General features: G+C 63.3%; 18 protein-coding genes and 2 riboswitches. Of the genes, 8 read left to right on the top strand and 10 right to left on the bottom strand.

Features of this window, described 5'->3' with window-relative positions; translation table 11 throughout:
* Positions 1–22: 22 nt before the first annotated feature.
* Together ASF84_RS14945 and ASF84_RS14940 are read right to left on the bottom strand one after the other, a co-directional pair.
* Positions 23–790 carry an SDR family oxidoreductase gene (locus ASF84_RS14945; protein WP_056839613.1) on the bottom strand — a complete coding sequence of 256 codons (768 nt, stop codon included), beginning with the start codon at positions 788–790 and terminating at the stop codon, positions 23–25.
* Between the two features lie 88 nt (positions 791–878).
* Positions 879–1,196: an SCP2 sterol-binding domain-containing protein gene (locus ASF84_RS14940; protein WP_056839612.1), complete on the bottom strand. Its 318-nt coding sequence runs from the start codon at positions 1,194–1,196 to the stop codon at positions 879–881.
* A 257-nt stretch (positions 1,197–1,453) separates the two neighbouring features.
* Between ASF84_RS14940 and sohB the strand changes: the two genes are divergently transcribed.
* A complete protein-coding gene (gene sohB / locus ASF84_RS14935) occupies positions 1,454–2,479 on the top strand; it encodes a protease SohB (RefSeq protein WP_056839611.1) in 1,026 nt (341 codons plus the stop codon).
* A gap of 184 nt (positions 2,480–2,663) precedes the next feature.
* Here sohB and ASF84_RS14930 read toward each other — a convergent pair whose 3' ends face one another.
* Positions 2,664–3,158, bottom strand: a complete 495-nt coding sequence (locus ASF84_RS14930) for a DUF934 domain-containing protein (RefSeq protein ID WP_056839610.1) — start codon at positions 3,156–3,158, stop codon at positions 2,664–2,666.
* Positions 3,142–4,800: a nitrite/sulfite reductase gene (locus ASF84_RS14925; protein WP_056839609.1), complete on the bottom strand. Its 1,659-nt coding sequence runs from the start codon at positions 4,798–4,800 to the stop codon at positions 3,142–3,144. Before ASF84_RS14925 ends, ASF84_RS14930 begins: the two co-directional genes overlap by 17 nt.
* A 594-nt stretch (positions 4,801–5,394) precedes the next feature.
* Here ASF84_RS14925 and ASF84_RS14920 point away from each other — a divergent pair.
* A complete protein-coding gene (locus ASF84_RS14920) occupies positions 5,395–6,510 on the top strand; it encodes an ABC transporter substrate-binding protein (protein ID WP_442963053.1) in 1,116 nt (371 codons plus the stop codon).
* Here ASF84_RS14920 and ASF84_RS14915 read toward each other — a convergent pair.
* Together ASF84_RS14915 and metH are read right to left on the bottom strand one after the other, a co-directional pair.
* Positions 6,495–6,713 (bottom strand): DUF2970 domain-containing protein, encoded by a 219-nt coding sequence (locus tag ASF84_RS14915; RefSeq protein WP_056840154.1) that lies wholly within the window; start codon positions 6,711–6,713, stop codon positions 6,495–6,497. The genes ASF84_RS14920 and ASF84_RS14915 overlap by 16 nt on opposite strands.
* A 96-nt stretch (positions 6,714–6,809) precedes the next feature.
* Positions 6,810–10,529 (bottom strand): methionine synthase, encoded by a 3,720-nt coding sequence (metH, locus tag ASF84_RS14910; protein ID WP_056839607.1) that lies wholly within the window; start codon positions 10,527–10,529, stop codon positions 6,810–6,812.
* Positions 10,530–10,754: 225 nt separating this feature from the next.
* On the opposite strand from metH, the gene ASF84_RS14905 reads away from it, so the two are divergent.
* The 3 genes from ASF84_RS14905 to nfuA all read left to right on the top strand — a co-directional run bounded on the left by ASF84_RS14905 (position 10,755) and on the right by nfuA (position 14,919).
* The gene (locus ASF84_RS14905) at positions 10,755–13,058 is read left to right on the top strand and encodes a fatty acid cis/trans isomerase (protein ID WP_056839606.1); all 2,304 of its coding nucleotides are present in this window, start codon (positions 10,755–10,757) and stop codon (positions 13,056–13,058) included.
* A 175-nt stretch (positions 13,059–13,233) separates the two neighbouring features.
* Complete coding sequence (locus ASF84_RS14900; RefSeq protein WP_056839605.1) at positions 13,234–14,256, top strand: acyltransferase family protein; 1,023 nt, start codon at positions 13,234–13,236, stop codon at positions 14,254–14,256.
* 69 nt (positions 14,257–14,325) lie between these two features.
* Positions 14,326–14,919: a Fe-S biogenesis protein NfuA gene (nfuA, locus tag ASF84_RS14895; protein ID WP_056839604.1), complete on the top strand. Its 594-nt coding sequence runs from the start codon at positions 14,326–14,328 to the stop codon at positions 14,917–14,919.
* Between the two features lie 425 nt (positions 14,920–15,344).
* Here nfuA and cobM read toward each other — a convergent pair whose 3' ends face one another.
* From cobM to ASF84_RS14875, 4 genes are read right to left on the bottom strand one after another with little or no spacing between them, the layout of a single operon-like run.
* Positions 15,345–16,094 (bottom strand): precorrin-4 C(11)-methyltransferase, encoded by a 750-nt coding sequence (cobM, locus tag ASF84_RS14890; RefSeq protein WP_056839603.1) that lies wholly within the window; start codon positions 16,092–16,094, stop codon positions 15,345–15,347.
* A 48-nt stretch (positions 16,095–16,142) separates the two neighbouring features.
* A complete protein-coding gene (locus ASF84_RS14885; RefSeq protein ID WP_056839602.1) occupies positions 16,143–16,568 on the bottom strand; it encodes a cobalamin biosynthesis protein in 426 nt (141 codons plus the stop codon).
* Positions 16,552–17,253, bottom strand: coding sequence for a CbtA family protein (locus tag ASF84_RS14880; protein WP_056839601.1), 702 nt, complete (start codon positions 17,251–17,253; stop codon positions 16,552–16,554). The genes ASF84_RS14885 and ASF84_RS14880 overlap by 17 nt, the downstream gene beginning before the upstream one ends.
* A 9-nt stretch (positions 17,254–17,262) precedes the next feature.
* Complete coding sequence (locus tag ASF84_RS14875) at positions 17,263–17,448, bottom strand: CbtB domain-containing protein (protein WP_056839600.1); 186 nt, start codon at positions 17,446–17,448, stop codon at positions 17,263–17,265.
* A gap of 98 nt (positions 17,449–17,546) precedes the next feature.
* Positions 17,547–17,764, bottom strand: a riboswitch (cobalamin riboswitch).
* A 56-nt stretch (positions 17,765–17,820) separates the two neighbouring features.
* Positions 17,821–18,025: riboswitch (cobalamin riboswitch) on the top strand.
* A 94-nt stretch (positions 18,026–18,119) separates the two neighbouring features.
* Between ASF84_RS14875 and cobW the strand changes: the two genes are divergently transcribed.
* From cobW to ASF84_RS14860, 3 genes are read left to right on the top strand one after another with little or no spacing between them, the layout of a single operon-like run.
* Entirely contained in the window at positions 18,120–19,184 is a 1,065-nt protein-coding gene (gene cobW / locus ASF84_RS29140; RefSeq protein ID WP_056839599.1) for a cobalamin biosynthesis protein CobW, read from the top strand.
* Positions 19,185–19,187: 3 nt separating this feature from the next.
* Positions 19,188–22,952, top strand: coding sequence for a cobaltochelatase subunit CobN (gene cobN, locus ASF84_RS14865; RefSeq protein WP_056839598.1), 3,765 nt, complete (start codon positions 19,188–19,190; stop codon positions 22,950–22,952).
* Between the two features lie 3 nt (positions 22,953–22,955).
* The gene (locus ASF84_RS14860) at positions 22,956–23,978 is read left to right on the top strand and encodes an ATP-binding protein (RefSeq protein WP_056839597.1); all 1,023 of its coding nucleotides are present in this window, start codon (positions 22,956–22,958) and stop codon (positions 23,976–23,978) included.
* The last annotated feature ends 10 nt before the right edge of the window (positions 23,979–23,988 follow it).

Raw genomic sequence — 23,988 nt, 5'->3', positions numbered from 1 at the left:
ATTCTTGTCTGTTGGTTTTGGCTCAGGACAGGAAGCCACCGTCGACATTCAGGATGGCACCCGTGGTGTAGCTGGAGGCAGCGCTGGCCAGGTACAGCACGGCACCGGCCATTTCCTGCGGTGCCGCCACGCGCTTGAGCGGGATGCGGGCCAGCGCGGTCTTGAGAATGGCCGCGTCGTTGACCAGTGCCGAGGCAAAGCGGGTGTCGGTCAGCCCCGGCAACAAGGCATTGCAGCGAATGCCGAACGGTGCGCATTCCTTGGCAAAAGCCTTGGTCATGTTGATCACGGCGGCCTTGGTCACTGAGTAAATGCCCTGGAATTCGCCAGGCGAAACACCGTTGATGGAAGCCACGTTGATGATGCTGCCACCGCCATGCTCGCGCATCAGTCGCCCGGCCTGTACCGACATGAAGAAGTAGCCGCGAATGTTCACGTCCACGGTTTTCTGGAAGGCGCCGGGATCGGTGTCCAGGATGTGGCAGAACTGCGGGTTGGTCGCGGCGTTGTTGACCAGAATGTCCAGCCGGCCAAAGCGTGCACGGATTTCGGCGAAGACCTCTTCGATCTGCGCGGCTTCACCGATATGGCACGCCAACGCACTGGCCTTGCCACCGTCGGCAATGATCTCATCGGCCACCTGCTGGCAGGCCGCGAGCTTGCGGCTGGAGACGATCACGTGGGCGCCCTGGCTGGCCAGCAGCCGGGCGATGGCCTCGCCAATGCCACGACTGGCACCGGACACCAGGGCGATCTTGCCATCGAGGTCGAACAGGGTGGTTCTGGACATCGGAAACTCCTGGGTCAGCAAGCAGGCAAAAAAAACCGAAGCACGCAGGCTTCGGTTTTTGGGGGGCAGGCGGGGGATGGTTCCAGGATCAGACCGGAAACAGTTCGCTCAGCTTCATGGCCAGCATCATGTCGCCTTCGGTGCGCAGCTTGCCGCCCATGAAAGCCTGCATGCCGTCGGTCTCGCCGCTGACGATACCCTTGAGGGTCTCGCTGTCCATCACCAGCGTGACGTTGGCGTCCGGATTCTCGCCTTCCTGCAGTTCACAGGTACCGTCCTTGACGATCAGCGCGTAGTGCTTGTCTTCGTCGGTGATATTGAAACCGAATACCAGGTCCAGGCCGGTGGCGGCGGCAGGATTGAATTTGGCTTTCATGGCTTGGACTGCATCGGCTACTGAGGTCATGGGTCGATCCTTATAGATGAGGGTCTGCGTGCATGGGGTGCCGATGGAAAAGGGTGCCGTCGGCAACGTCCCGCAATGTGCAGGTGCAGGCGAGGTTATGAGGATGCCGTGTGCCTGTCAACCGCAAATCATACGTCTGTTTGAATTAGTCGTTTAAACCTGGCTGGCATGCTCTGTACTGGTGGTCAGCGGGCCTGCTCGGTATGCTGGGCCATCGCGTTCTTGAATGAAGAGCGCCAGGTTATCGAGGAGTGTCCGTGAATTTTGTTGCTGAATACGCCAGCTTTCTGGCCAAGACCGTGACGCTGGTGATTGCCATCGTGGTCGTGCTGGTCGCCATCGCCGCCATGCGCAGCAAGGGGCGCGCCCGTCCCGCCGGGCAACTGCAGGTCACGCGCCTCAACGACTTCTATAAAGGGCTGCGTGAGCGCCTGGAAGGTTCGCTGCTCGACAAGACGCGCCTCAAGGCGCTGCGCAAGGAGCAGGCCAAGGCCCTGAAAAAGGACAAGAAGCAGGCCGAGCCCAAGGCGCGGGTCTATGTGCTGGATTTCAACGGTGATATCAAGGCGTCCGCCACCGAGAGCCTGCGCCATGAAATCACCGCGTTGTTGACCCTGGCCACCGACAAGGACGAAGTAGTGCTGCGTCTGGAAAGCGGCGGCGGCCTGGTGCACAGCTATGGCCTGGCGTCCTCACAGCTGGCGCGCATCCGTCAGGCGGGCATTCCGCTGACCGTGTGCATTGACAAGGTGGCGGCCAGTGGCGGCTACATGATGGCCTGCATCGGTGACCGCATCATCAGTGCGCCATTTGCCATCCTCGGCTCGATCGGCGTGGTGGCGCAGTTGCCCAACGTCAACCGCCTGCTCAAGAAGCATGACATTGATTTTGAAGTGCTGACTGCCGGCGAATACAAACGCACCCTGACCGTATTTGGCGAAAACACCCAGAAAGGCCGGGAGAAATTCCAGCAGGACCTGGAAATCACCCATGACCTGTTCAAGGGCTTCGTGGCCAGCTACCGGCCGCAGTTGAGCATCGACGAAGTGGCCACCGGTGAAGTCTGGCTGGGCATGGCCGCACTGGACAAGCAACTGGTCGATGAACTCAAGACCAGTGACGAATACCTGTCAGACAAGGCCAGGACCGCCGATGTTTTCCATTTGCACTACGCCCAGCGCAAGAGTCTGCAGGAGCGCGTCGGCATGGCCGCCGCCGCCTCGGCCGACAGCCTGGCGATCAAATGGTGGGGCCGCCTGACCCAGCAGCGTTTCTGGTCGTAGGAACGGCTTTTCGCAACCGGTGGTCGCTCCTGCAGAGTCGTGCACAAGCCTGGAGTCTGCACGTCCATGCAAGGTCCGTAGGAGCAACCCACGGTCGCGAATGCCATCTTGCCCAAGCACATGCATAACTCATGAAAAAGCCCGGTCTCCATGCAGAGCCGGGCTTTTTTCATTCATGCTGGTGTCAGCGGCGACGGAACAGCGGCAGCGGTTCGTCGGTGGCGGCCTGGTAGGTCACCGAGAAATCCTTCAGGCCTTCCAGTGCTTCGTAGGGGTCTTTGTCAGCGCGGATGGCGAAGGCATCGAACCCGCAACGGCGCAGGTAGAACAACTGGTCGCGCAGCACGTCGCCAATGGCCCGCAGCTCGCCCTTGTAGCCGTAGCGGTCGCGCAACAGACGGGCATTGGAGTAGCTGCGACCGTCGGTGAAGGCCGGGAAGTTCAGGGCAATGACCTGGAACTGATCGACGTCATCACCGATTTCCTCGGCTTCCTCGTCGCTGTCCAGCCACACGCCCAGGCCGCCGTCACGGGCTTTCAAGGCATGACCGTGCTCGCGCCACAGCGCAAGCGGCACGATCAGGTCGTCGCAATTGGACAGGCTGTCGAAGGTCGTGTCCTTGGGCAGCAAGTGCCAGGTTTCATCGATGACTTCGTTGTTCTTAATGATTCGCTGCATAGACGCGCTCCTTGAAAGGGTCGATGCCAATACGTTGATAGGTGTCGATGAAGCGCTCGTCTTCGGTACGTTTCTCGATGTACACGTTGATCAGCTTCTCGATCACATCCGGCATCGCTTCCTGGGCGAAGGACGGGCCCAGGATCTTGCCCAGGCTCGCGTCACGGCTGGCACTGCCGCCAAGCGATACCTGATAGAACTCGGCACCTTTCTTGTCCACGCCCAGAATGCCGATATGGCCGACGTGGTGGTGACCGCAGGCGTTCATGCAACCGGAAATGTTCAGGTCCAGCTCGCCGATGTCGAACAGATAGTCCAGGTCGTCGAAGCGACGCTGGATGGATTCGGCGATCGGGATCGACTTGGCGTTGGCCAGCGAGCAGAAATCACCGCCCGGGCAGCAGATGATGTCGGTCAGCAGGCCGATGTTCGGCGTGGCAAAGCCGTTGTCACGCAGCTCGCCCCATAGCTCGAACAGGCGCGCCTGCTCGACGTCGGCCAGAATCACGTTCTGCTCGTGGGAGGTGCGCAACTGGCTGAAACTGTAGCGGTCGGCCAGGTCGGCGATGGCATCGAGCTGCTTGTCGGTCGCATCACCCGGGGCAACGCCGGTCGGCTTGAGCGACAGAGTCACGGCCACATAACCGGGCTTCTTGTGCGCGGTGGTGTTGCGCTGGCGCCAGCGGGCAAAGCCTGCATGCTCGGCGTCCAGGGCGGCCAGTTGCGCGTCCTGGTTGTCCAGGGCCTTGTAGTCGGGGTCGATGAAGTGCCTGGCCACGCGCTGCAGTTCGGCTTCGGTCAGGGTGGTCGAGCCGCCGCGCAGGTGAGCCATCTCGGCCTCGACCTTCTCGGCGAAGACCTCGGGCGTCAGGGCCTTCACCAGGATCTTGATGCGCGCCTTGTACTTGTTGTCGCGACGGCCATAGCGGTTGTACACCCGCAGGATGGCGTCCAGGTAGCTCAACAGGTCCTGCCATGGCAGGAACTCATTGATGAAGGAGCCGACCACCGGCGTGCGGCCCAGGCCGCCGCCGACCAGCACGCGAAAGCCCAGGTCGCCGGCGTCGTTGCGCACCGGCTCCAGGCCGATGTCGTGGACTTCGATGGCCACCCGGTCGCTGGCCGAACCGTTGACTGCAATCTTGAACTTGCGCGGCAGGTAGGCGAATTCGGGGTGGAAGGTGGTCCACTGACGGATGATCTCGCACCAGGGGCGCGGATCGACCACTTCATCGGCGGCCACGCCAGCGAACTGGTCGGTGGTGACGTTGCGCAGGCAGTTGCCGCTGGTCTGGATCGCGTGCATCTGCACGGTGGCCAGTTCTGCCAGGATGTCCGGCACGTCTTCCAGCGCCGGCCAGTTGAACTGCACGTTCTGGCGGGTGCTGATGTGCGCGTAGCCTTTATCGTAGTCGCGGGCGATTTTGGCCATCATGCGCATCTGCCGCGACGTCAGCTGACCGTAAGGCACGGCCACCCGCAGCATGGGTGCGAAACGCTGGACATACAGGCCATTCTGCAGGCGCAGCGGGCGAAACTCTTCTTCGCTCAGTTCCCCTGCCAGGTAGCGTCGGGTCTGATCCCGGAACTGCTTTACGCGGTCCTCGATGATCTGCTGATCGTATTGGTCGTATACGTACATATAAGTCCTGTTCTCAGGCTTCGGTGATGATGCCAGGTTGCCGGGTGCGCCACATTCAGGTGGTTTTGCTGTCCTGGCGCCGGCATCATCTGGACAATTCTGCGCGCACGGTCGCGCTACTCCCTGCGGAGCGGTGGCGAAGATACCAGCTTGCCGTTATCGGTAAAAGTGATGTTTATATATAAGCAAATCGCTAAAAGCGATAATGCCCGTCGCCTCGATCCATACCCTTGCTTGAAGCAGGGTCAAGGCTCGGCTTTACTGGGTGTAATCCCGGGGTTGCAGGTGCAGCCCGGTGAGCAATCACCCCTGAAACCGACAAGAGGCGATGCCATGCGCAACCCTTCCAAAGGCGGAAAATCCGACAGTGCCGTAGACGCCTGGGCCATCTTTTTCCTGATTCTGCTGGTGGTAGGCGCTGCTGTGTTCTGGGTCAGCGGCCAGTGATGCCGTGCCTTGCGAGGCCTGCACTGATTTAAACGCCAGCGCCGCTCCAGTTTTCACAGGTTACAGCCGATACCCTTGAGTTGTGCAGGTACCCAAAGAGCAATCGGCCGGTACGCAATCAGGCAAGCGTTCAAGGCTTCGGATGACATGACAGGCAGGTGGGTCAAGGCACTGGCAATGGTAGGCGGGCTCGGCTGCGGGCTGTGGTGCTGTACGGTCAGTGCGGCATCGGTGGTGTTTCTCAGTCCCGGGCCTGAGTCGGACGGGTACTGGAACAGCTACGCCAGGGTCATGCAGGCCGCTGCCGAGGCCACGGGCATGCAACTGACCGTGGCCTTCTCCGACCGCGACACCCGCACCCTGATCGAGCTGGCCAGAAAAGCCCTCAAGAGCGACCCACGCCCCGATTACCTGATGTTCTCCAACGAGCTCAATGTGGCGCCGGAAATCCTGCGCCTGTCCGAAGGCAGCGGGGTCAAGCTGTTCGCGGTCAATAACATTCTGACCGCTGACCAGGTGCGCATTCTGGGCGATCTGGCCACGCGGTACCCGAACCGCCTGGGCAGTCTGGTCGGCAACGACGAGGAGGGTGGTTACCTCACCGCCCAGCGCCTGATCAGCCTGCACCCGCCCATCGCGCCCGGCCAGTTCATCGACATGCTGGCCTTCTCCGGCACCGATGCCACGCCGGTGTCACAGCTGCGTGAACAAGGCATGCGCCGTGCGGTGGCCGAACACCCTCAGGTGCGCTTGCGCCAAGTGGTACTCGGTGTCTGGCGCCGCGACCGGGCGCTGGAACAGGCGCGCACTTTGCTCAAGCGCTACCCGGATGTGTCGCTGATCTGGTCGGCCAATGAGCAAATGGCCTTTGGCGCGATGGATGCCCTGACCGAAATCGGCGGCGTGCCCGGCAAGGATGTGCTGTTCAGTGCCATCAATGGCACCCCGGCGTCATTGCAGGCGCAACTCGACGGCCGCCTGAGCGTGGTGGCCAGCGGTCACTTCACCCTGGGCGGCTGGGCACTGGTGCTGCTCAATGATTACGAGCACGGCCAGGCCGGCCATGAAGGCGCCGCGTTCTTGGGGGAGCGAAAGATCCGTGTACTGCAACTGGTCGAGCCCGAGGACACTGCACGTTTTCTGGACGCCGCCAGGGTCGATCGCTACCGGATTGATCCGCACGCCTTCCAGAAGCCGGACACGGCCGAAGACTCACCCTTTACCCTGCGGCATATGTTGCCCGCCCCTCAAACCATGAAGTAAAGCACCAGGCGCACGATCAATAGCAGGCCGAGCACGAACACCAGGGTAAAGCCGATGCCCAGCACAATGAAATGCCAGGGCTTGTCGTGGCTGAAGTCGCGCTCGCGGTTCTTGCTGCTTTGCACCCCCAGCGCTGCGGCCGCGACACTGCACAGCATCTGCCAGAGGGTGGGAGGCCTGGGTTTATCAGGTGAGCGGTTCATGGGCTTGACCTGCGCAAGCATGTGTTACGCAGGGTAGCCCCATCAGGCACCCATCGCCGCGCGAGGCGACGGCAGGTGCCTGTGCTGGCCGGCGTTTTACTCGTCGTAACCCAGGATCGGGGCCAGCCAGCGCTCGGTGACGCTCAGCGGCTGGTGCTTGCGTGCGGTGTAGCTGTCGACCTGATCCTTGTCGACCTTGCCCACGGCAAAGTACTGCGCCTGCGGGTGGGCGAAGTACCAGCCGCTGACCGAGGCGGCCGGGAACATGGCGTAGTGCTCGGTCAGGAACACGCCGCTGCGACCGGCGGTCAGCGGCGCCGCATCCACCGGCAGCGGATCGAGCAGGGTAAACAGCGTGCCTTTTTCAGTGTGGTCCGGGCAGGCCGGGTAGCCGGGGGCCGGGCGAATGCCGGTGTACTGCTCGCGGATCAACGCCTCGTTGTCCAGGTGCTCGTCGCCGGCATAACCCCAGTACTCCTTGCGCACCTGCTCGTGCAGCCACTCGGCGCAGGCTTCGGCCAGGCGGTCGGCCAGGGCCTTGACCATGATCGAGTTGTAGTCGTCGCCATTGTCCTGATAGGCCTTGGCCACTTCTTCGGCGCCGATGCCGGCGGTGGTGATAAAACCACCCATATGGTCCGTGACGCCGCTGTCCCTGGGCGCGATGTAATCGGCCAGCGACAGGTTCGGCTTGCCATCGGGCTTGATGGTCTGCTGGCGCAGGTGATGCAGGCGCGCGATCGGCTGGCCGTCGTCGCCGTAGACTTCCAGGTCGTCGTCATCGACCTGGTTGGCCGGCCAGAAGCCGAACACGGCGCGGGCACGAATCAGCTTTTCGTCGATCAGCTTGCGCAGCATCTCCCGGGCATCGGCAAACAGCACCGTGGCCGCCTCGCCGACCACTTCGTCGGTGAGGATGCGCGGGTATTTGCCGGCCAGGTCCCAGGAAATGAAGAACGGTGTCCAGTCGATGTACTCGGCCAGCACGTTGAGGTCGATGTCTTCCAGCACCCGGGTGCCGGTGAAAGTCGGCTTGACCGGGGTGTAGCCGGCCCAGTCGAATTTGGGCTTGTTGGCCACCGCCGCCGCGTAGGGCAGGCGTTCGGTGCGTGAACTGCGCGCCGAGGTGCGTTCGCGAACCTGCACGTACTCTTCGCGGGTTTTCTCCACGAAGGCCGGCTTGAGTTCCCTGGACAGCAACTGCGTCGCCACGCCCACGGCGCGCGAGGCGTCGGTGACGTAGATGACCGCGTCATTGCTGTAGCGCGGCTCGATCTTCACTGCCGTGTGCGCCTTGGAGGTGGTGGCGCCACCGATCATCAACGGCAGGTGGAAGTCCTGGCGCTGCATTTCGCGGGCCACATGAACCATTTCGTCCAGCGACGGCGTGATCAGCCCGGACAGGCCGATGATGTCGCATTTCTGCTCGCGGGCCACCTGCAGGATCTTCTCGGCCGGCACCATCACGCCCAGGTCGACGATGTCATAGCCGTTACAGCCCAGCACCACGCCCACGATGTTCTTGCCGATGTCGTGCACGTCGCCCTTGACCGTGGCCATCAGGATCTTGCCCTTGGCCTCGGGCTTGTCGCCTTTTTCCAGCTCGATGAACGGGATCAGGTGCGCCACGGCCTGTTTCATGACCCGCGCCGACTTCACCACCTGTGGCAGGAACATCTTGCCCGAACCGAACAGGTCGCCCACGGTGTTCATGCCCGCCATCAGCGGGCCTTCGATGACCTCGATGGGGCGCTTGAACGACAGGCGCGATTCTTCGGTGTCTTCGACGATGTAGGCGGTGATGCCCTTGACCAGTGCATGTTCCAGGCGCTGGTTGACCGGCCAGCCGCGCCACTCTTCGGTCTCGGCTTCCTTGACGCTGCCGTCGCCCTTGTATTCGTCGGCAATCGCCAGCAGCGCGTCGGTGCCTTCCGGGGTGCGGTTGAGCACCACGTCCTCGACCTTTTCACGCAGTTTGGCCGGGATTTCGTCGTAGATTTCCAGCTGGCCGGCGTTGACGATGCCCATGGTCAGGCCGTTCTGGATCGCGTGGTACAGGAACACCGAGTGGATGGCCTCGCGCACCGGGTTGTTGCCGCGGAACGAGAACGACACGTTGGACACCCCGCCCGAGGTCAGGGCGTAGGGCAGGTGGTCGCGGATATAGGCGCAGGCTTCGATGAAGTCCACGGCATAGTTGTTATGCTCTTCGATACCCGTGGCGACGGCAAAGATGTTCGGGTCGAAGATAATGTCTTCCGGCGGGAAGTTCACTTCATTGACCAGGATGTCATAGCTGCGCTGGCAGATTTCACGCTTGCGTGCGGCGGTGTCGGCCTGGCCGGCTTCGTCGAAGGCCATGACCACCACAGCGGCCCCGTAGCGCTTGCACAGGCGCGCATGGTGCTTGAACGCCTCGACGCCTTCCTTCATGGAAATCGAGTTGACGATGCCCTTGCCCTGGATGCACTTGAGGCCGGCCTCGATCACTTCCCACTTGGAGGAGTCGATCATGATCGGCACGCGCGAGATGTCCGGCTCGCCGGCAATCAGGTTGAGAAAGCGCACCATGGCCGCCTGGGAGTCGAGCATCCCTTCGTCCATGTTGATGTCGATCACCTGGGCGCCGGCCTCGACCTGCTGCAGCGCCACTTCCAGCGCCTCGGTGTAGTTCTCTTCGCGGATCAGCCGGGCGAACCTGGCGGAGCCGGTGATGTTGGTGCGCTCGCCGACGTTGATGAACAGCGAGTTGCGATCAATGGTGAATGGCTCCAGGCCCGACAGGCGGCAAGCCTTGGGAATCTCGGGGATGGCGCGCGGCGGGTATTTGGCCACCGCTTCAGCGATGGCCTTGATGTGTGCCGGCGTGCTGCCGCAGCAACCGCCAATGATGTTGAGAAAGCCGCTGGCGGCGAATTCTTCGACCACTTCGGCCATTTGCGCAGGCGTTTCGTCGTACTCGCCAAAGGCGTTGGGCAGGCCGGCGTTGGGGTGCGCCGAGACATGGGTGCCGGCCTTGACGGACAGCTCCTCAAGGTACGGACGCAGGTCCTTGGCGCCCAGCGCGCAGTTCAGGCCCACCGAAATCGGGTTGGCATGGCGCACCGAGTTCCAGAAGGCTTCGGTGGTCTGTCCGGACAGCGTGCGGCCCGAGGCATCGGTGATGGTGCCGCTGATCATGATCGGCAATTCGATGCCGTCGTCTTCGAACACTTGCTGCACGGCGAAAATCGCCGCCTTGGCGTTGAGGGTGTCGAAGATGGTCTCGATCAGAATCAGGTCGGCGCCGCCTTCGATCAGCCCGCGGGTGGCCTCGATGTAGTTTTCGACCAGTTCGTCGAAGGTCACGTTGCGATAGCCGGGGTCGTTGACGTCGGGGGAGATCGAGCAGGTGCGGCTGGTCGGGCCGAGCACGCCGGCGACGAAGCGCGGACGATCCGGGGTTTCCAGGGTCTTGGCGTCCGCGACCTGGCGGGCGATGCGCGCGCCTTCGACGTTCAGCTCATACACCAGCGCTTCCATGCCGTAGTCGGCCTGGGAGACCTGGGTGGCGTTGAAGGTGTTGGTTTCCAGAATGTCGGCGCCGGCGTCCAGGTAGGCCTTCTCGATGGCACCAATCACATCCGGACGGGTCAGGATCAACAGGTCGTTGTTGCCCTTGACGTCGCTTGGCCAGTCGGCGAAGCGCTCGCCTCGGTAATCCTTTTCTTCAAGCCGATAGCTCTGGATCATGGTGCCCATGCCGCCATCGAGGATCAGGATCCGCTGTTGGAGAGCATTCAGAAGAGCTTGATGGCGGGCGCTGCGATCAGACATGGGACGTATTACCTTGAAAAGGCCTAAACAGAACGGGCGGCGGAAAAACCGGGGAGGGGCTGGCAAGCGCGCTCGACCCGGTTTTGGTGCCGCCTGGGAAGGCCGAAATCATAACAAACCCCAACCGTTTTAGTGTTGCCTGGGCTTTTGCATGAAAAACGCTCATGTTGCGGCGCGCCAACCACGATAAACTCGTGGCCATTTGCCCTGGGGAATACACCGGATATGCCGTACCGTCTGTTGGCAGGCCTTACCTTGTTGCTGTCCTGCTGCACGCTCCAGGCCGGTGACCTGCCTGCGCCTGTTTCCTATACCCGCGACATCCAGCCGATCCTCACTGAAAAGTGCGTGGCCTGCCATGCCTGCAACGATGCGCCGTGCCAGCTCAACCTGGGCAGTGCCGAGGGCCTGCTGCGCGGCGCCAACAAGGTGCCGGTCTACCAGGGCGAACGCTCCCAGGCTGTTGACCCGACGCGCTTGTTCTACGACGCCAATGGCGTATCGGCCTGGCAACGCAAGGGCTTCTATTCGGTGCTTGAACCACGTGGCGGCCAGGCCGCCTTGATGACCCGTATGCTGGAGCTGGGCCAGCAGGCACCGTTGCCGCCCAACAGCAAGCTGCCCGACAGCATTGCGCTGGGCATCAACCGCGAAAACGTCTGCCCGTTGCCCGAAGAATTCAACGCCTACGCCGCTGCACACGCCACCCAGGGCATGCCGCTGGCCGTGACCGGGCTGAGCGAGGCCGAGTATCAGACCCTGCAACGCTGGATGGCAGCCGGGGCGCCGGTGGACCAGCAGCCGCTGCAGCCCAACGCTGCCGAAGCTTCGCAGATCGCCACATGGGAAGCGCAGTTGAACCTGCCCGGTGCCCGCCAGGCGCTGGTCGGGCGCTGGCTTTATGAGCATCTGTTTCTGGCGCATATCTACTTCGAGGGCGGCGAGCCTGGGCACTTCTTCCAGTGGGTGCGCTCGCGCACGCCCAGCGGCCAGCCGGTCGACATCATTGCCACCCGCCGCCCCAACGATGATCCGGGTCGTCGCGAGTTCTACTACCGCCTGGTGCCGGTACAGGGCGTGATCGTGCACAAGACCCACATCACCTACCCGGTGGGGCCGAAAAAACTGCAACGGGTACGCGAGCTGTTCTACGCCAATGACTGGCAAGCCCAGGCCGTGCCCGGCTATGGCCCCGGGCACCGCGCCAACCCGTTCCTGACCTTCGAGGCCATCCCGGCCAAGGCGCGCTACCAGTTCATGCTTGATAACGCCGAGTACTTCGTGCGCAGCTTCATTCGCGGCCCGGTGTGCCGCGGGCAGATTGCGACCGATGTGATTCGCGACCAGTTCTGGGTGCTGTTCCAGGACCCGTCCAGCGACTTGTACCTGTCCGATGCCCGTTATCAGGGCCAGGCCACGCCGTTGCTGGCCATGCCGGGACAGAACGACAATGTCGGCAGCATCCTGAGCCTGTGGCTGTCGTACCGCGACCGGCGCAATGCCTATGAAGACCTGCGCCGCGACCACTACGCCAAGGCCCCGACACCGGACTGGCCGAGCCTGTGGGCCGGCAACGACAATGCCTGGCTGACCGTCTTTCGCCATTACGACAGCGCCACAGTAAACAAGGGCCTGATCGGCGATGTACCGCAATCGATGTGGCTGTTCGATTACCCGCTGCTGGAGCGCACCTACTATCAACTGGTGGTCAACTTCGATGTGTACGGCAACGTGGCTCATCAGGCGCAGACCCGGCTGTATTTCGACCTGATCCGCAACGGCGCGGAGATCAACTTCCTGCGCCTGATGCCGGCCGAGCGCCGCGAGGACCTGCTCGATGGTCTTTACGAAAACGCCGGCAAGATCAAGCTGTGGCTGGACTACCAGCGCATCGACGACGACACCGCCAGCAGCCTCGGACTCGATAAAAAGCGGCCGATGCGCGATTTTGCCGAACAATTGCTGCGCCACGCAGGGGCGCTCAATGCCGCGCCTGACCCGATCAATCGCTGCTACCTGGCCGCTGGTGGTCAATGCTCGCGGCCGGGCCTGTCGCCCGCCCTGGCCGACGCCGAGCAACGCCTCAGCCGTCTGGCGGCGCTGCCGGCAGCCCGGCTCAAGGTCATTGACCAATTGCCGGAAGCCACGATGCTGCGCATCGAAGACAGCAGCGGGCGGCGTGAGGTCTACAGCCTGTTGCGCAACCGGGCGCACAGCAACGTGGCGTTTCTGTTGGGCGAGTCGTACCGCTACCAGTCACGGCTCGACACGCTGACAATCTACCCGGGCGTACTGAGCAGCTACCCGAACTTCATGTTCAATGTGCCGGCCGCCGAGGTGGCAGCGTTCGTCGACGCCATGCAGCAGGCCAGCGACCCGCAGGCCTTTGAAAAAATCGTCGAGCGTTGGGGCATCCGTCGCACTCATCCGCAGTTCTGGACCTGGTTTCATGACCTCAATCGCTACATCAAGGAGCAGGATCCGCGTGAGGCGGGTGTGCTGGACATGAACCGCTACGAGAACCTCTGACAAAGGGCTTTCAGGCTGCAGACCGCACCGGATGTGGCCTGCAGCCATTATCTGTCATCGTGATCAAGCCCCTTTCTGCCGATCTTTTGCGCGTTATTACGGTCTGTTTCTCTGCGTGTTCCCCCGGTTCGGGTGTGGACGACCAGTGAAAGACACGTAAAAAAGAGGTTCAGGAATGCTGATTTCGGTTCAGGCCCTGCGGGCATTTGCAGCATGGGTAGTGGTGTGCCATCACTTCATGCAGATCTTTTTCGACTTCAAGGCCAGCGGGCCGATTGGTGAGTTTTTTGTTTCCAAGGGCGCCGTGGGCGTCGACATCTTCTTCGTCATCAGTGGCCTGGTGATCTACCTGTCCACCTGCGAGCGCGACATCCCCGCCTCGCGCTTCATTGCCTATCGATTGTTTCGTATCGTGCCGGCGTACTGGCTGTACACCCTGGCCATGGGCCTGCTGTTGCTGTGGGCCGCGCCGTGGCTGCCGCACCAGGTGATCGGCTGGCAGAATTTCCTGCTGTCGCTGGCGTTCATTCCCTCGGAAAACCCCGGCGGCTATGGCCTGTATCCCACACTCAACGTGGGCTGGACGCTCAATTACGAGATGCTGTTCTATGTCTTGTTCTCGCTGGTGTTTCTGTTCGAGCGCCGGCACCGGGTGCTGATCATTGCCAGCGCGCTGTTCGTGGTCACCGAGGTGCTGGCGGGCACGGGGCTGATCAGCCGTTTTTACGGCAATGACATCATTTATGAATTCCTGCTCGGCATTGCCATTGCCATGATCTACCAGCGCGGCTGGATCCGGCAGGCGGTGTGGCTGCCCCTGGCCGGTATCGTGGCGGCGCTGATGCTGATCCAGCATCTGGACAACAGCCAACGGTTGCTCAACTGGGGCCTGCCCAGCGCCTTGATCGTGCTGTGCTGCATTTCGCTGGAGCCGCTGTTTCGCGGCAGCAAGCTGCTCAAGGTGCTGGGGGATTGTTCGTATTCGGTGTACCTGCTGCATGTGCTGGTGCTCTATGGCGGCCTGCTGGTGGCGCAACGCTACGGGCTCGACCCGTATCTGGTGTTTGCCTTCTGTGTACCGGTGATCGCCATTGGTGCCTGGATCAGTTACGAGTGGATCGAGAAGGGGTTGTACGTGCGCATGAAGGGCTGGCTGGACGCGCGCAGGGCCGCGCGCCGCTCGGTTGCGCTATCCTGACAAAAATACTGGGTTTTGTGCGGCGCCACCGATTGGCGTAAACTGCCAGCACGTCTGCGAGGAAATTTCATGACCGCTATCACCATTACCGATGCTGCCCACGACTACCTGGCCGATCTGCTGGAAAAGCAGAACACCCCAGGCATCGGCATCCGGGTATTCATTACCCAGCCCGGCACCCAATACGCTGAAACCTGCATTGCCTACTGCAAGCCGGGCGAAGAAAAGCCCGAAGACAAGGCCATCGGCCTGGCGCGCTTCACCGCCTGGATCGACGGCTTCAGCGAGGCCTTCCTGGACGATGCCGTGGTCGACTACGCCACCGACCGCATGGGCGGCCAGTTGACCATCAAGGCCCCCAATGCCAAGGTGCCGACCGTCAATGCCGACAGCCCGATCAACGAGCGCATCAACTACTACCTGCAAACCGAGATCAATCCGGGACTTGCCAGCCATGGCGGCCAGGTCAGCCTGATCGACGTGGTCGAGGAGGGCGAGCAGAGCATCGCCGTCCTGCAGTTCGGCGGCGGCTGCCAGGGCTGCGGCCAGGCCGACGTGACGCTCAAGGAAGGCATCGAGCGCACCCTGCTCGAGCGCATCCCCGAGCTGCACGGCGTGCGTGACGTAACCGACCATACCCAGAAAGAAAACGCCTACTACTGATCAACTCGCGCACTCCCTGGTCGCGCTCTGCCGGAATGCCGGACCACCGCGACCGGCTGCGCAGCAGTCGTAAAGTTGTGGTGTTTTCGAGATTTTTGCGAGCGCTGCGCACTCGGTCGCGGGCAAGCGCGCTCCTACCCGCGACCGGCTGCGCAGCAGTCGTAAAGTTGTGGTGTTTTCGAGATTTCTGCGAGCGCTGCGCACTCGGTCGCCGGCAAGCGGGCTCCTACCTGCGACCGGCTGCGCAGCAGTCGTAAATTTGTGGTGTTTCCGAGATTTCTGCGAGCGCTGCGCACTCGGTCGCGGTGGTCCGGCATTCCGGCAAGCGCGCTCCTACCCGTGACCGGCTGCGCAGCAGTCGTAAATTTGTGGTGTTTTCGAGATTTTTGCGAGCGCTGCGCACTCGGTCGCCGGCAAGCGGGCTCCTACACTGGCCTGTACAAATGCGCATGCCCCGCCCGATACAGCGATGACTCGGCAAACGTGTCCGTTGCCAGTACCCGCCCGACCAGAATCAGCGCCGTGCGCCTGAAGCCCTTGGCCTTTACCTTGTCTTCGATGTCGGCCAGCGTGCCCAGCACCCAGTCCTGGTCCGGCCAGCTGGCGCGGTGCACCACGGCAATCGGGCAGTCGGTCCCGTAATGTGGCAACAGCTCGGCCACGATCGCCCCGATATGCTTGATCCCCAGATGAATGGCCATGGTCGTGCCATGCCGTGCCAGGTCACCCAAGGCTTCACCGGCCGGCATGGGGCTGCTGTCGGCAAAGCGGGTCAGGATCACGCTCTGGGCCACGTCCGGCAGGGTCAGCTCGCTTTCCAGCAGGGCCGCGCAAGCGGCCGTGGCGGTGACACCGGGAACGATCTGAAACGCAATATCCAGTTCGCGCAGGCAGCGAATCTGCTCGCCGATCGCCCCGTACAGGCTCGGGTCGCCGGAATGCACCCGGGCCACATCCTGGCCTTGTGCATGAGCCGATTTCATCAAGGCGATGATCTGTTCCAGGTGTAACTCGGCGCTGTTGACCACTTGATGGGCGCTATGGCCCTCCAGCACGGCCAGGGGGACCAGCGAGCCGGCATAGATAATGACCGGGCACGTGCGAATCAGGCGCTGGCCCTTGACGGTGATCAGCTCGGGATCGCCGGGGCCGGCACCGATGAAATAAACAGTCAATGAACACTCCAGAGACGTGCAAGAAATAAGGTCGCAATAAAGCCGGTATTATCTGCCTGTAACAGGGCTGCTGGCCAAGGCCAATGTGGCCTGATCGTTTTTCCGGTAGGTGATGCGCAACCAGGCAGGCTTGCCGCTCAACTGGCTGGCCAGTGCCAGCGCCGTGCTTTCGGCCACGCCACGACAGCCGGTGCGCTCGAAGGCCAGCGCCGAGTGGTGAGTCAACTGGCCTTCATAGGCCTGGAGCTGTGCTGCACTGAAAAACACCAGCGGCAGGCCGAGTTGTTCGGCAGCCTGCCACAAGCCCGGCTCGTCGCACTTGCTGTCGATGGAAGCCAGCGCACTGACCGCCCCGATACCCAGGCCATGGTCATGCAGGCTCTGTGTGATCAGCGCCAGCAGCACCTCGGCCGGGCAGCTGTGTCGGCAGCCCAGGCCCAGGGCCAGCCACGGCCGGTCAGTACTGACCGGCATGCCGGCTGCGGCGGAACAGCCAGGCGCTGATGGCCCCCAGGGCGGCCCAGAACAGTGCATTGGTCACCAACGACGCAACGATGAACTGCGACGCCAGCGCCTCGGGTGCCAGGCTCGCATGCTGTTCCGGTTGAGGTGCGCCGATCACATGCGGCACCACCAGCACGGCCACCCCCAGCAGTTTGAGCAAGGTGCCGCGGCCGAACACGATCAGCGCCAGGCCCGCAGCCGTGGCGGCGGCGGTGGAAATCCACCAGTTCTGGCGCAGGCCCAGTTCGGCCGCTGCCGTCCCCGGCAATTCCGGAGGCAGCCCCAGGGTAGGCGCCAGGACAAACACCGCAAACCCGGCCAGTCCCCAGAACAGGCCCTGCAGCGTGCTGCCCGGCGCACGCAGGGTGTAGAGCCCGGCCAGCATCAGGGCAAAGCCCACGGCCACCACCAGATTGCCACCGGTGGTCGACAGCAAGCGCTGCCAGCCATCGGCCGGTGCCCAGGCCTCGTCGTCGTGCGCATGCACATGGGCGGCAGCGCCCGGCGCGTGGGTGTGTTCCTGGGTGGCCGGTGCCTGCTCGAAGGTTTCCGCTTCAAGAATCAGTGGCGTCAGCCACAGGCTCTGCACCAGGGTCAGCAGCAGGGCGGCCAGCAGGCCGCTGAAACCTGCGGTCTGCACAATTCGCTTGAACATGGTCAGGCCTCAATGGCAAGGAAAGGCGGCGCTGTGCCGGGTGTCGTGGGCGGCATTGTGCACCGCGTCGATGTGCGAGAAGCCGGCGAAATACACCAGGCTGCAACCGAGCAATACCGCGCCGATGGCGGCCGTCAGGCGCTGGCTGAGGGTGGTGGGAGTGGCGGCGGGGTGGCTGCTGCTGATGATCGACATACGGCTTGCCTCTTGTTTTCAAAAGGGCAGGCAGGCGCATGGACGCGGGGCGACGAACATCGGCCCGTATCGACTGCGCCCGCCCACCGCGGGGTTGTCAGAGAAATAGATAGCGGGCCGGTCTCCGGGCTGGCGAGGGACGTTCAGGACGTCATGCAAGGATCGCCTTCCCATGCCGTGGCACAGTGGATAGACCCTTCGCTCGCTTACCGTTGCGGGGGCAGCACCGGACTTTGTGTCAGCCCATTGGCAGGCGGACGACAGCACCGGTTTCCCGTTTCACCCTGTGAAGGGCACCCGTAACAAGGTGTGTAGCAGAGCATGAGCCATGCATGACGTCAATCTTGACATTGACCCTTGCCCAGCCACTGCGTAGCCTTGCCGGTCTGAGGTTCCTTGTGCAAATGGCGCAAGGCTAAGACGGGAATACGGTCGAGCCGTAGCTGCCCCCGCAACTGTAAACGGTCCTGTTCGTCGCACAGCCACTGCCCTGGGCGGGAAGGCGCGGCGAACGGCCTGGCCAGCAGGCCATGGCCACGCCGCCAGCCAGGAGACCTGCCTCAACCGAATTCTCACTACAACCGGGCGGGGTGATCCGGTGGCGATTCGCACTGTGCGCCCGGCGCGCGGCTGTCGTCCTGTTTGCCCGCCGCATGACCAAAGGGCATCCGATGAAAACGCAGTCCAAGCTTCCCGTCACCATCGTCACCGGCTTTCTGGGCTCGGGCAAAACCACCTTGCTGCGCCACATGCTTGATAACGCCGAAGGCCGGCGCATCGCGGTGATCGTCAACGAGTTCGGCGAGCTGGGCATCGACGGTGAAATCCTCAAGCAATGCACCATCGGCTGTACCGAAGAAGAAGCCAATGGCCGCATTTTCGAACTGGCCAACGGCTGCCTGTGCTGCACCGTGCAGGAAGAGTTCTTCCCGGTGATGCGCGAGCTGGTCGAGCGCCGTGGCGAACTGGACCACATTCTGATCGAAACCAGCGGCCTGGCCTTGCCCAAGCCGCTGGTGCAGGCCTTCCAGTGGCCGGAAATCCGCACCGCCTGCACCGTTGATGCCGTGATCACCGTGGTCGACAGCCCGGCAGTCAAGGCCGGCACCTTCGCCGCCTACCCGGACCAGGTCGACGCGCAGCGCAAGCTGGACCCCAACCTGGACCACGAATCGCCGCTGCACGAGCTGTTCGCCGACCAACTGGCCAGCGCCGACCTGGTGATCCTCAACAAGGCCGACATGATCGACGCCGAGGGCCTGGCCGCCGTGCGCGCCGAAGTCGCCGAAGAGCTGCCGCCGGCGGTCAAGGTGATCGAGGCCAGTAACGGCCGCTTGCCACTGAGCGTGCTGCTGGGGGTCGGCGCCGAGTCCGAGCGGCACATCGACGGGCGCAAGACCCATCATGACCATCACGAAGGTGATGACCACGACGACCACGATCACGACGCTTTCGACTCGATCTCGATCAAGCTGCCCGAGGCTGAAGAAGCGCGCCTGCTCGCGGCCCTGACGCAACTGGTGGTCGAGCACGGCATCCTGCGGGTCAAGGGCTTCGTGGCCATCCCCGGCAAGCCGATGCGCCTGTTGGTGCAAGGCGTCGGCACCCGCTTCGACAAGCATTTCGACCGCGCTTGGCGCGCAGATGAAGAGCGCGCCACGCACCTGGTGCTGATCGGCCAGGAACTGGATGCGGCGGTGCTTGAAGCGCGCTTGCACGCGGCATTGGCCGGTTAAGCCATGCACCTGCTGAGAACCCAGCCCGGTGGTTTCGTAACGGACGACAGCATTGCCGACCTGGGGCAAACCCCCGCCGACCTGGTGATTCTCTGCAGCGGCGACTCCAGCCTGGCCTTGCTGGCCGAGGCTGCGCAGCAATTGCCGGACGACTACCCGAGCCTGCGCCTGGCCAACCCGATGCAGGTGCAGAATCACGCCTCGGTCGACCTGTATGTCGAAGAAGTGCTGCAGCATGCGCGGGTCATCCTGCTCTCGCTGCACGGCGGCATCGGCTACTGGCGCTACGGCGTGCAGCGCCTGCTGGAGCTGGCGGCGCGTGGTGTGCAGGTGATCCTGGTGCCGGGCTGCGATCGCCCGGACCCGGAATTATCCGATTTCAGCACGGTGCCGGCCGCCGAGGGCGAGCGGCTCTGGCAGTTTTTACGCCAGGGCGGGCTGGACAATGCCCTGAACCTGTTCAACTGCATGGCCAGCCAGTGGCTGGGGCGCGACTACGCCTGGCAAGAGCCCCAGGCCCTGCCACGTGCCGTCATCTACCATCCGCACAAGACCCGGGCGCAACTGGCCGATTGGCAAACCGACTGGGCCGCCGACGCACCGGTAGCGGCCTTGATCTTCTACCGCTCGCACTTGCAGGCGGCCAACACTTCGTTCATCGACGTGTTCTGCCAGCGCTTGCAGGCCCAGGGCCTCAACCCGCTGCCGATCGCCGTGGCCAGCCTCAAGGAAGCCGGCTGTCTGACGGCCGTCGAAGACTGGCTGGACGAGGCCGATGCCGCGTTGATTCTCAACACCACAGGCTTTGCCCAGTCGAGCCCGGAAACGCCGCACTTGCGGCCGTTCCGGCGCGATGTCCCGGTGATCCAGGCCATCTGCGCCCAGGACAACGAGCCGGCCTGGCAGGCCAGCGACCTGGGCCTGGGTGCCCGTGACCTGGCCATGCACATCGCCTTGCCGGAGCTGGACGGGCGCATCATCAGCCGGCCGATCAGCTTCAAGGACCTGGCCTGGCACAGCGAGCGCAGCCAGTCGGACGTGGTCTGCTACCGCGCCCAGCCCGAGCGCATGGACTTCGTCGCGCACCTGGCGCGCAACTGGATCGAGCTGGCGCGGCGCAACAATGCCGACAAGCGCATCGCCCTGATCCTGGCCAACTACCCCACCCGCGACGGCCGTATCGGCAATGGGGTGGGGCTGGACACGCCAGCGGCGGCGCTGAATATCCTGCGCGCCATGCAACAGCAAGGCTATCCGGTCGAGGGGCTGCCCGACAGCGGCACCGCGCTGATCCAGCAATTGCTGGGCGGGGTGACCAACGACCTGGACAGCCTCGATCTGCGGCCGTGCCAGCAAAGCCTGGCACTGCAAGACTACCTGACGGCGTTTGCCACCTTGCCAGAGGCCAATCGTGAGGCGGTGATCCAGCGCTGGGGGGCGCCTGAAGCCGACCCGATGTTTCGTGGCGGGCGCATGATGGTCGCCGGGCTGCGCCTGGGCCTGACCTTTGTCGGCATCCAGCCGGCCCGCGGTTACCAGGTCGACCCCAGTGCGGTGTACCACGACCCCGATTTAATACCACCCCATGGTTACCTGGCGTTCTACTTCTGGCTGCGTTTTGCCTATGGCGCCCAGGCGGTGATCCATGTGGGCAAGCACGGCAACCTGGAGTGGCTGCCGGGCAAGGGGGTCGGGCTGTCGGCGACGTGCTGGCCGGACGCTATCCTTGGCCCGTTGCCCAACATCTACCCATTTATCGTCAATGACCCGGGCGAGGGCGCCCAGGCCAAGCGCCGTACCCAGGCGGTGATTATCGACCACCTGATGCCACCGTTGACCCGCGCCGAAACCTACGGACCGCTGCGCGACCTGGAGCGACTGGCCGACGAGTATTACGAAGCGCAGTTGCTCGACCCGCGCCGCGCCCGTGAGCTGCAACGTGAAATCCTGCAACAGGTGCGCGACAGCCGGCTCGACCTGGAGCTGCAACTGGATGCTTCGCTCAATGCCGACGCCGATGCCGCCGTCTGGCTGCCGCGCCTGGACACCTACCTGTGTGACCTGAAGGAATCGCAGATTCGCGACGGCTTGCACGTGTTCGGCGAGTCGCCGAGCGGACGGCTGCGCATCGACACCTTGCTGGCCCTGCTGCGCATCCCGCGTGGCGACGGCCGCGGGGCGCATTCGAGCCTGCTGCGGGCCTTGGCCAAGGCCTTTGCCCTGGACTTCGACCCGCTGGACTGCGCCCTCGCCGAGCCATGCGCCCCGGAAAAACCGGCGCTCTTGCAGGCGGTGAGCCAGGAGCCCTGGCGCACACAGGGTGACAGCCGTGAGCGGCTGGAGCTGTATGCGGCGCAGTTGATCGAGCGTGTCATCAGAAATGAAAGCCTGGCTGACGTACCCGCTCACCAAGACTTGCACCTGATCATCGAGCACCTGCGTGAGATCGTGGCACCGTGTCTGGACGCCTGCGGCCCGGCCGAGATGCAGGGTCTGCTCGATGCCCTGGCCGGGCGTTTCGTACCGGCCGGTCCCAGTGGGGCACCGAGTCGCGGGCGGCTGGACGTGCTGCCCACCGGGCGCAATTTTTTCAGCGTCGATGTACGCAACCTGCCGACCCCTACGGCCTGGCGCATCGGTTTTCATTCGACCAGCCTGTTGCTGGAACGTCACCTGCAAGATCATGGCGATCATTTGCGCCAGCTTGGCCTGTCGGTGTGGGGCACTGCGACCATGCGCACCGGCGGTGATGACATTGCCCAGGCCATGGCCCTGATGGGCGTGCGCCCGGTCTGGGCGACCGGCAGCCAGCGGGTCGACGATTTCGAGATCCTGCCGGTGAGCCTTCTGGATCGGCCCCGTGTCGATGTGACCCTGCGGGTGTCAGGATTCTTTCGCGACGCCTTCGCCAGCCTGATTCGCCTGTTTGACGCCGCGGTACAAGCGGTGGCGGCCCTTGATGAGCCAGACGACCTCAATCCACTGGCGGCCCGCGTGCGCCAGGAGCGCCTTGAGCTGCAAGCCAAGGGCATCAGTGAAGACGATGCCCGGCGCCAGGCCGGCTGGCGGGTGTTCGGCGCCAAGCCCGGCGCCTATGGTGCAGGCGTGCAGGGCGCCATTGATGGCCGCGTATGGCAAAGCCGCGAAGACCTGGCCGAGGTTTACCTGAACTGGGGCGGCTACGCCTATGGCGGCCAGGACGATGGTACTCCGGCGCGTCAGCACTTCGCCCAGCGCCTGTCCAGGGTACAGGCGGTGCTGCAGAACCAGGACAACCGCGAGCATGACCTGCTCGATTCCAACGATTATTACCAGTTCCAGGGCGGCATGCTCGCCGCAGCTGACAGCCTGAGCGGCGAAAAGACCGCCAGCTATCACGGCGATCACAGCCAGCCGGACCTGCCGAAAATCCGCACCCTCAAGGAAGAGCTCAACCGGGTGATCCGCTCGCGGGCGGCCAACCCCAAGTGGATCGAAGGGGTCAAGCGCCACGGCTATAAAGGCGCTTTCGAAATGGCCGCCACGGTGGACTTCCTGTTTGGCTTCGATGCCACCACCGAACTGATCGACGACCACCAGTATGAACTGCTGGCTGACGCCTACCTGCTCGATGGCGACACCCGCGAGTTTATCCAGCAGCACAACCCCGATGCCCTGCGCGACATGACCGAGCGCTTGCTCGAAGCCCAGCAACGTGGCCTGTGGCAGGAACCGGGCGAGTATCGCGAGGCGCTGGAAACCTTGCTGCTGGACATTGAAGAGAATTGAATCGTGTCTGATACCACCCCCTATGATGCTGCGCATTTTCCCCTGGCGGCCGTTGTCGGCGCCGACGCACTCAAGCTGGCGCTGTGCCTGACCGCCATCGATCCGAAGATCGGCGGGGTGCTGATCGAGGGGCCGCGCGGCATGGCCAAATCGACCCTGGCCCGTGGCCTGGCCGACCTGATCGAGGGTGCCGCTTTCGTCACCTTGCCCTTGGGCGCCAGCGAAGAACGACTGGTAGGTACGCTGGACCTGGATGCGGCACTGGGCGAGGGCAGGGTAACGTTTTCTCCAGGCGTGCTGGCCAAGGCCGATGGTGGTGTGTTGTATGTCGATGAGGTCAACCTGCTGGCCGATCACCTGGTCGACCTGCTGCTCGACGTCGCCGCCAGCGGCACCAACCTGGTCGAGCGTGACGGTATTTCCCATCGTCACGCGGCGCGCTTCATTCTGATCGGCACCATGAACCCTGAAGAGGGTGAGTTGCGCCCGCAACTGCTTGACCGCTTCGGCCTCAATGTCGCCCTCAGCGGACAGACCCTGCCGGCCGAGCGCGGGCAGATCATTCGTCGCCGCCTGGCCTTCGACAGCGACCCGCAGGCCTTTATCGAACAGTGGCAACCCGCACAGCAGGCTTTGCAGCAACGCTGCGCCCAGGCCCGTCAGCGTCTGGCCAGCATCCCGCTGGACGAGACCAGCCTGACCCTGATCAACGAGCGCTGTTTCGCCGCTGGTGTCGACGGGCTACGTGCTGACCTTGTGTGGCTGCGTGCCGCCCGCGCCCATGCGGCCTGGCGCGGCAGCGACGCCATTGCGCTGGAAGATATTGACGCGGTGGCCGAATTTGCCTTGCGTCATCGTCGAAACAATACCACCCCTAACTCAATGCCACCTGAACAACGGCCACCTTCTACTGACACACAAAGCAGTCATCAAAACGAGGGGCAGGGCAACTGGGGCGAGCTGCCAGCCCAAAGCGTTGCCACGGCTTCGCGCCGCCAGATCCCGAACTGGCCAAAAAAGCCCTAGGCATCCGCCC

Source organism: Pseudomonas sp. Leaf127 (assembly GCF_001423155.1).
Lineage (GTDB): Bacteria > Pseudomonadota > Gammaproteobacteria > Pseudomonadales > Pseudomonadaceae > Aquipseudomonas > Aquipseudomonas ovata.
Note: the sequence above shows the minus strand (reverse complement) of the source record. Positions and strands in the feature narration are given on the sequence as shown.

Coding starts and splice junctions, on each gene's coding strand:
- ASF84_RS14945 (WP_056839613.1), bottom strand. CDS start 790: ATGTCCAGAACCACCCTGTTCGACCTCGATGGCAAGATCGCCCTGGTG.
- ASF84_RS14930 (WP_056839610.1), bottom strand. CDS start 3,158: ATGCAGCGAATCATTAAGAACAACGAAGTCATCGATGAAACCTGGCAC.
- metH (WP_056839607.1), bottom strand. CDS start 10,529: ATGTCTGATCGCAGCGCCCGCCATCAAGCTCTTCTGAATGCTCTCCAA.
- ASF84_RS14875 (WP_056839600.1), bottom strand. CDS start 17,448: ATGTCGATCATCAGCAGCAGCCACCCCGCCGCCACTCCCACCACCCTC.
- ASF84_RS14905 (WP_056839606.1), top strand. CDS start 10,755: ATGCCGTACCGTCTGTTGGCAGGCCTTACCTTGTTGCTGTCCTGCTGC.
- ASF84_RS14920 (WP_442963053.1), top strand. CDS start 5,395: ATGACAGGCAGGTGGGTCAAGGCACTGGCAATGGTAGGCGGGCTCGGC.
- nfuA (WP_056839604.1), top strand. CDS start 14,326: ATGACCGCTATCACCATTACCGATGCTGCCCACGACTACCTGGCCGAT.
- ASF84_RS14880 (WP_056839601.1), bottom strand. CDS start 17,253: ATGTTCAAGCGAATTGTGCAGACCGCAGGTTTCAGCGGCCTGCTGGCC.
- cobN (WP_056839598.1), top strand. CDS start 19,188: ATGCACCTGCTGAGAACCCAGCCCGGTGGTTTCGTAACGGACGACAGC.
- ASF84_RS14915 (WP_056840154.1), bottom strand. CDS start 6,713: ATGAACCGCTCACCTGATAAACCCAGGCCTCCCACCCTCTGGCAGATG.
- ASF84_RS14940 (WP_056839612.1), bottom strand. CDS start 1,196: ATGACCTCAGTAGCCGATGCAGTCCAAGCCATGAAAGCCAAATTCAAT.
- ASF84_RS14885 (WP_056839602.1), bottom strand. CDS start 16,568: ATGCCGGTCAGTACTGACCGGCCGTGGCTGGCCCTGGGCCTGGGCTGC.
- ASF84_RS14900 (WP_056839605.1), top strand. CDS start 13,234: ATGCTGATTTCGGTTCAGGCCCTGCGGGCATTTGCAGCATGGGTAGTG.
- ASF84_RS14925 (WP_056839609.1), bottom strand. CDS start 4,800: ATGTACGTATACGACCAATACGATCAGCAGATCATCGAGGACCGCGTA.
- cobW (WP_056839599.1), top strand. CDS start 18,120: ATGAAAACGCAGTCCAAGCTTCCCGTCACCATCGTCACCGGCTTTCTG.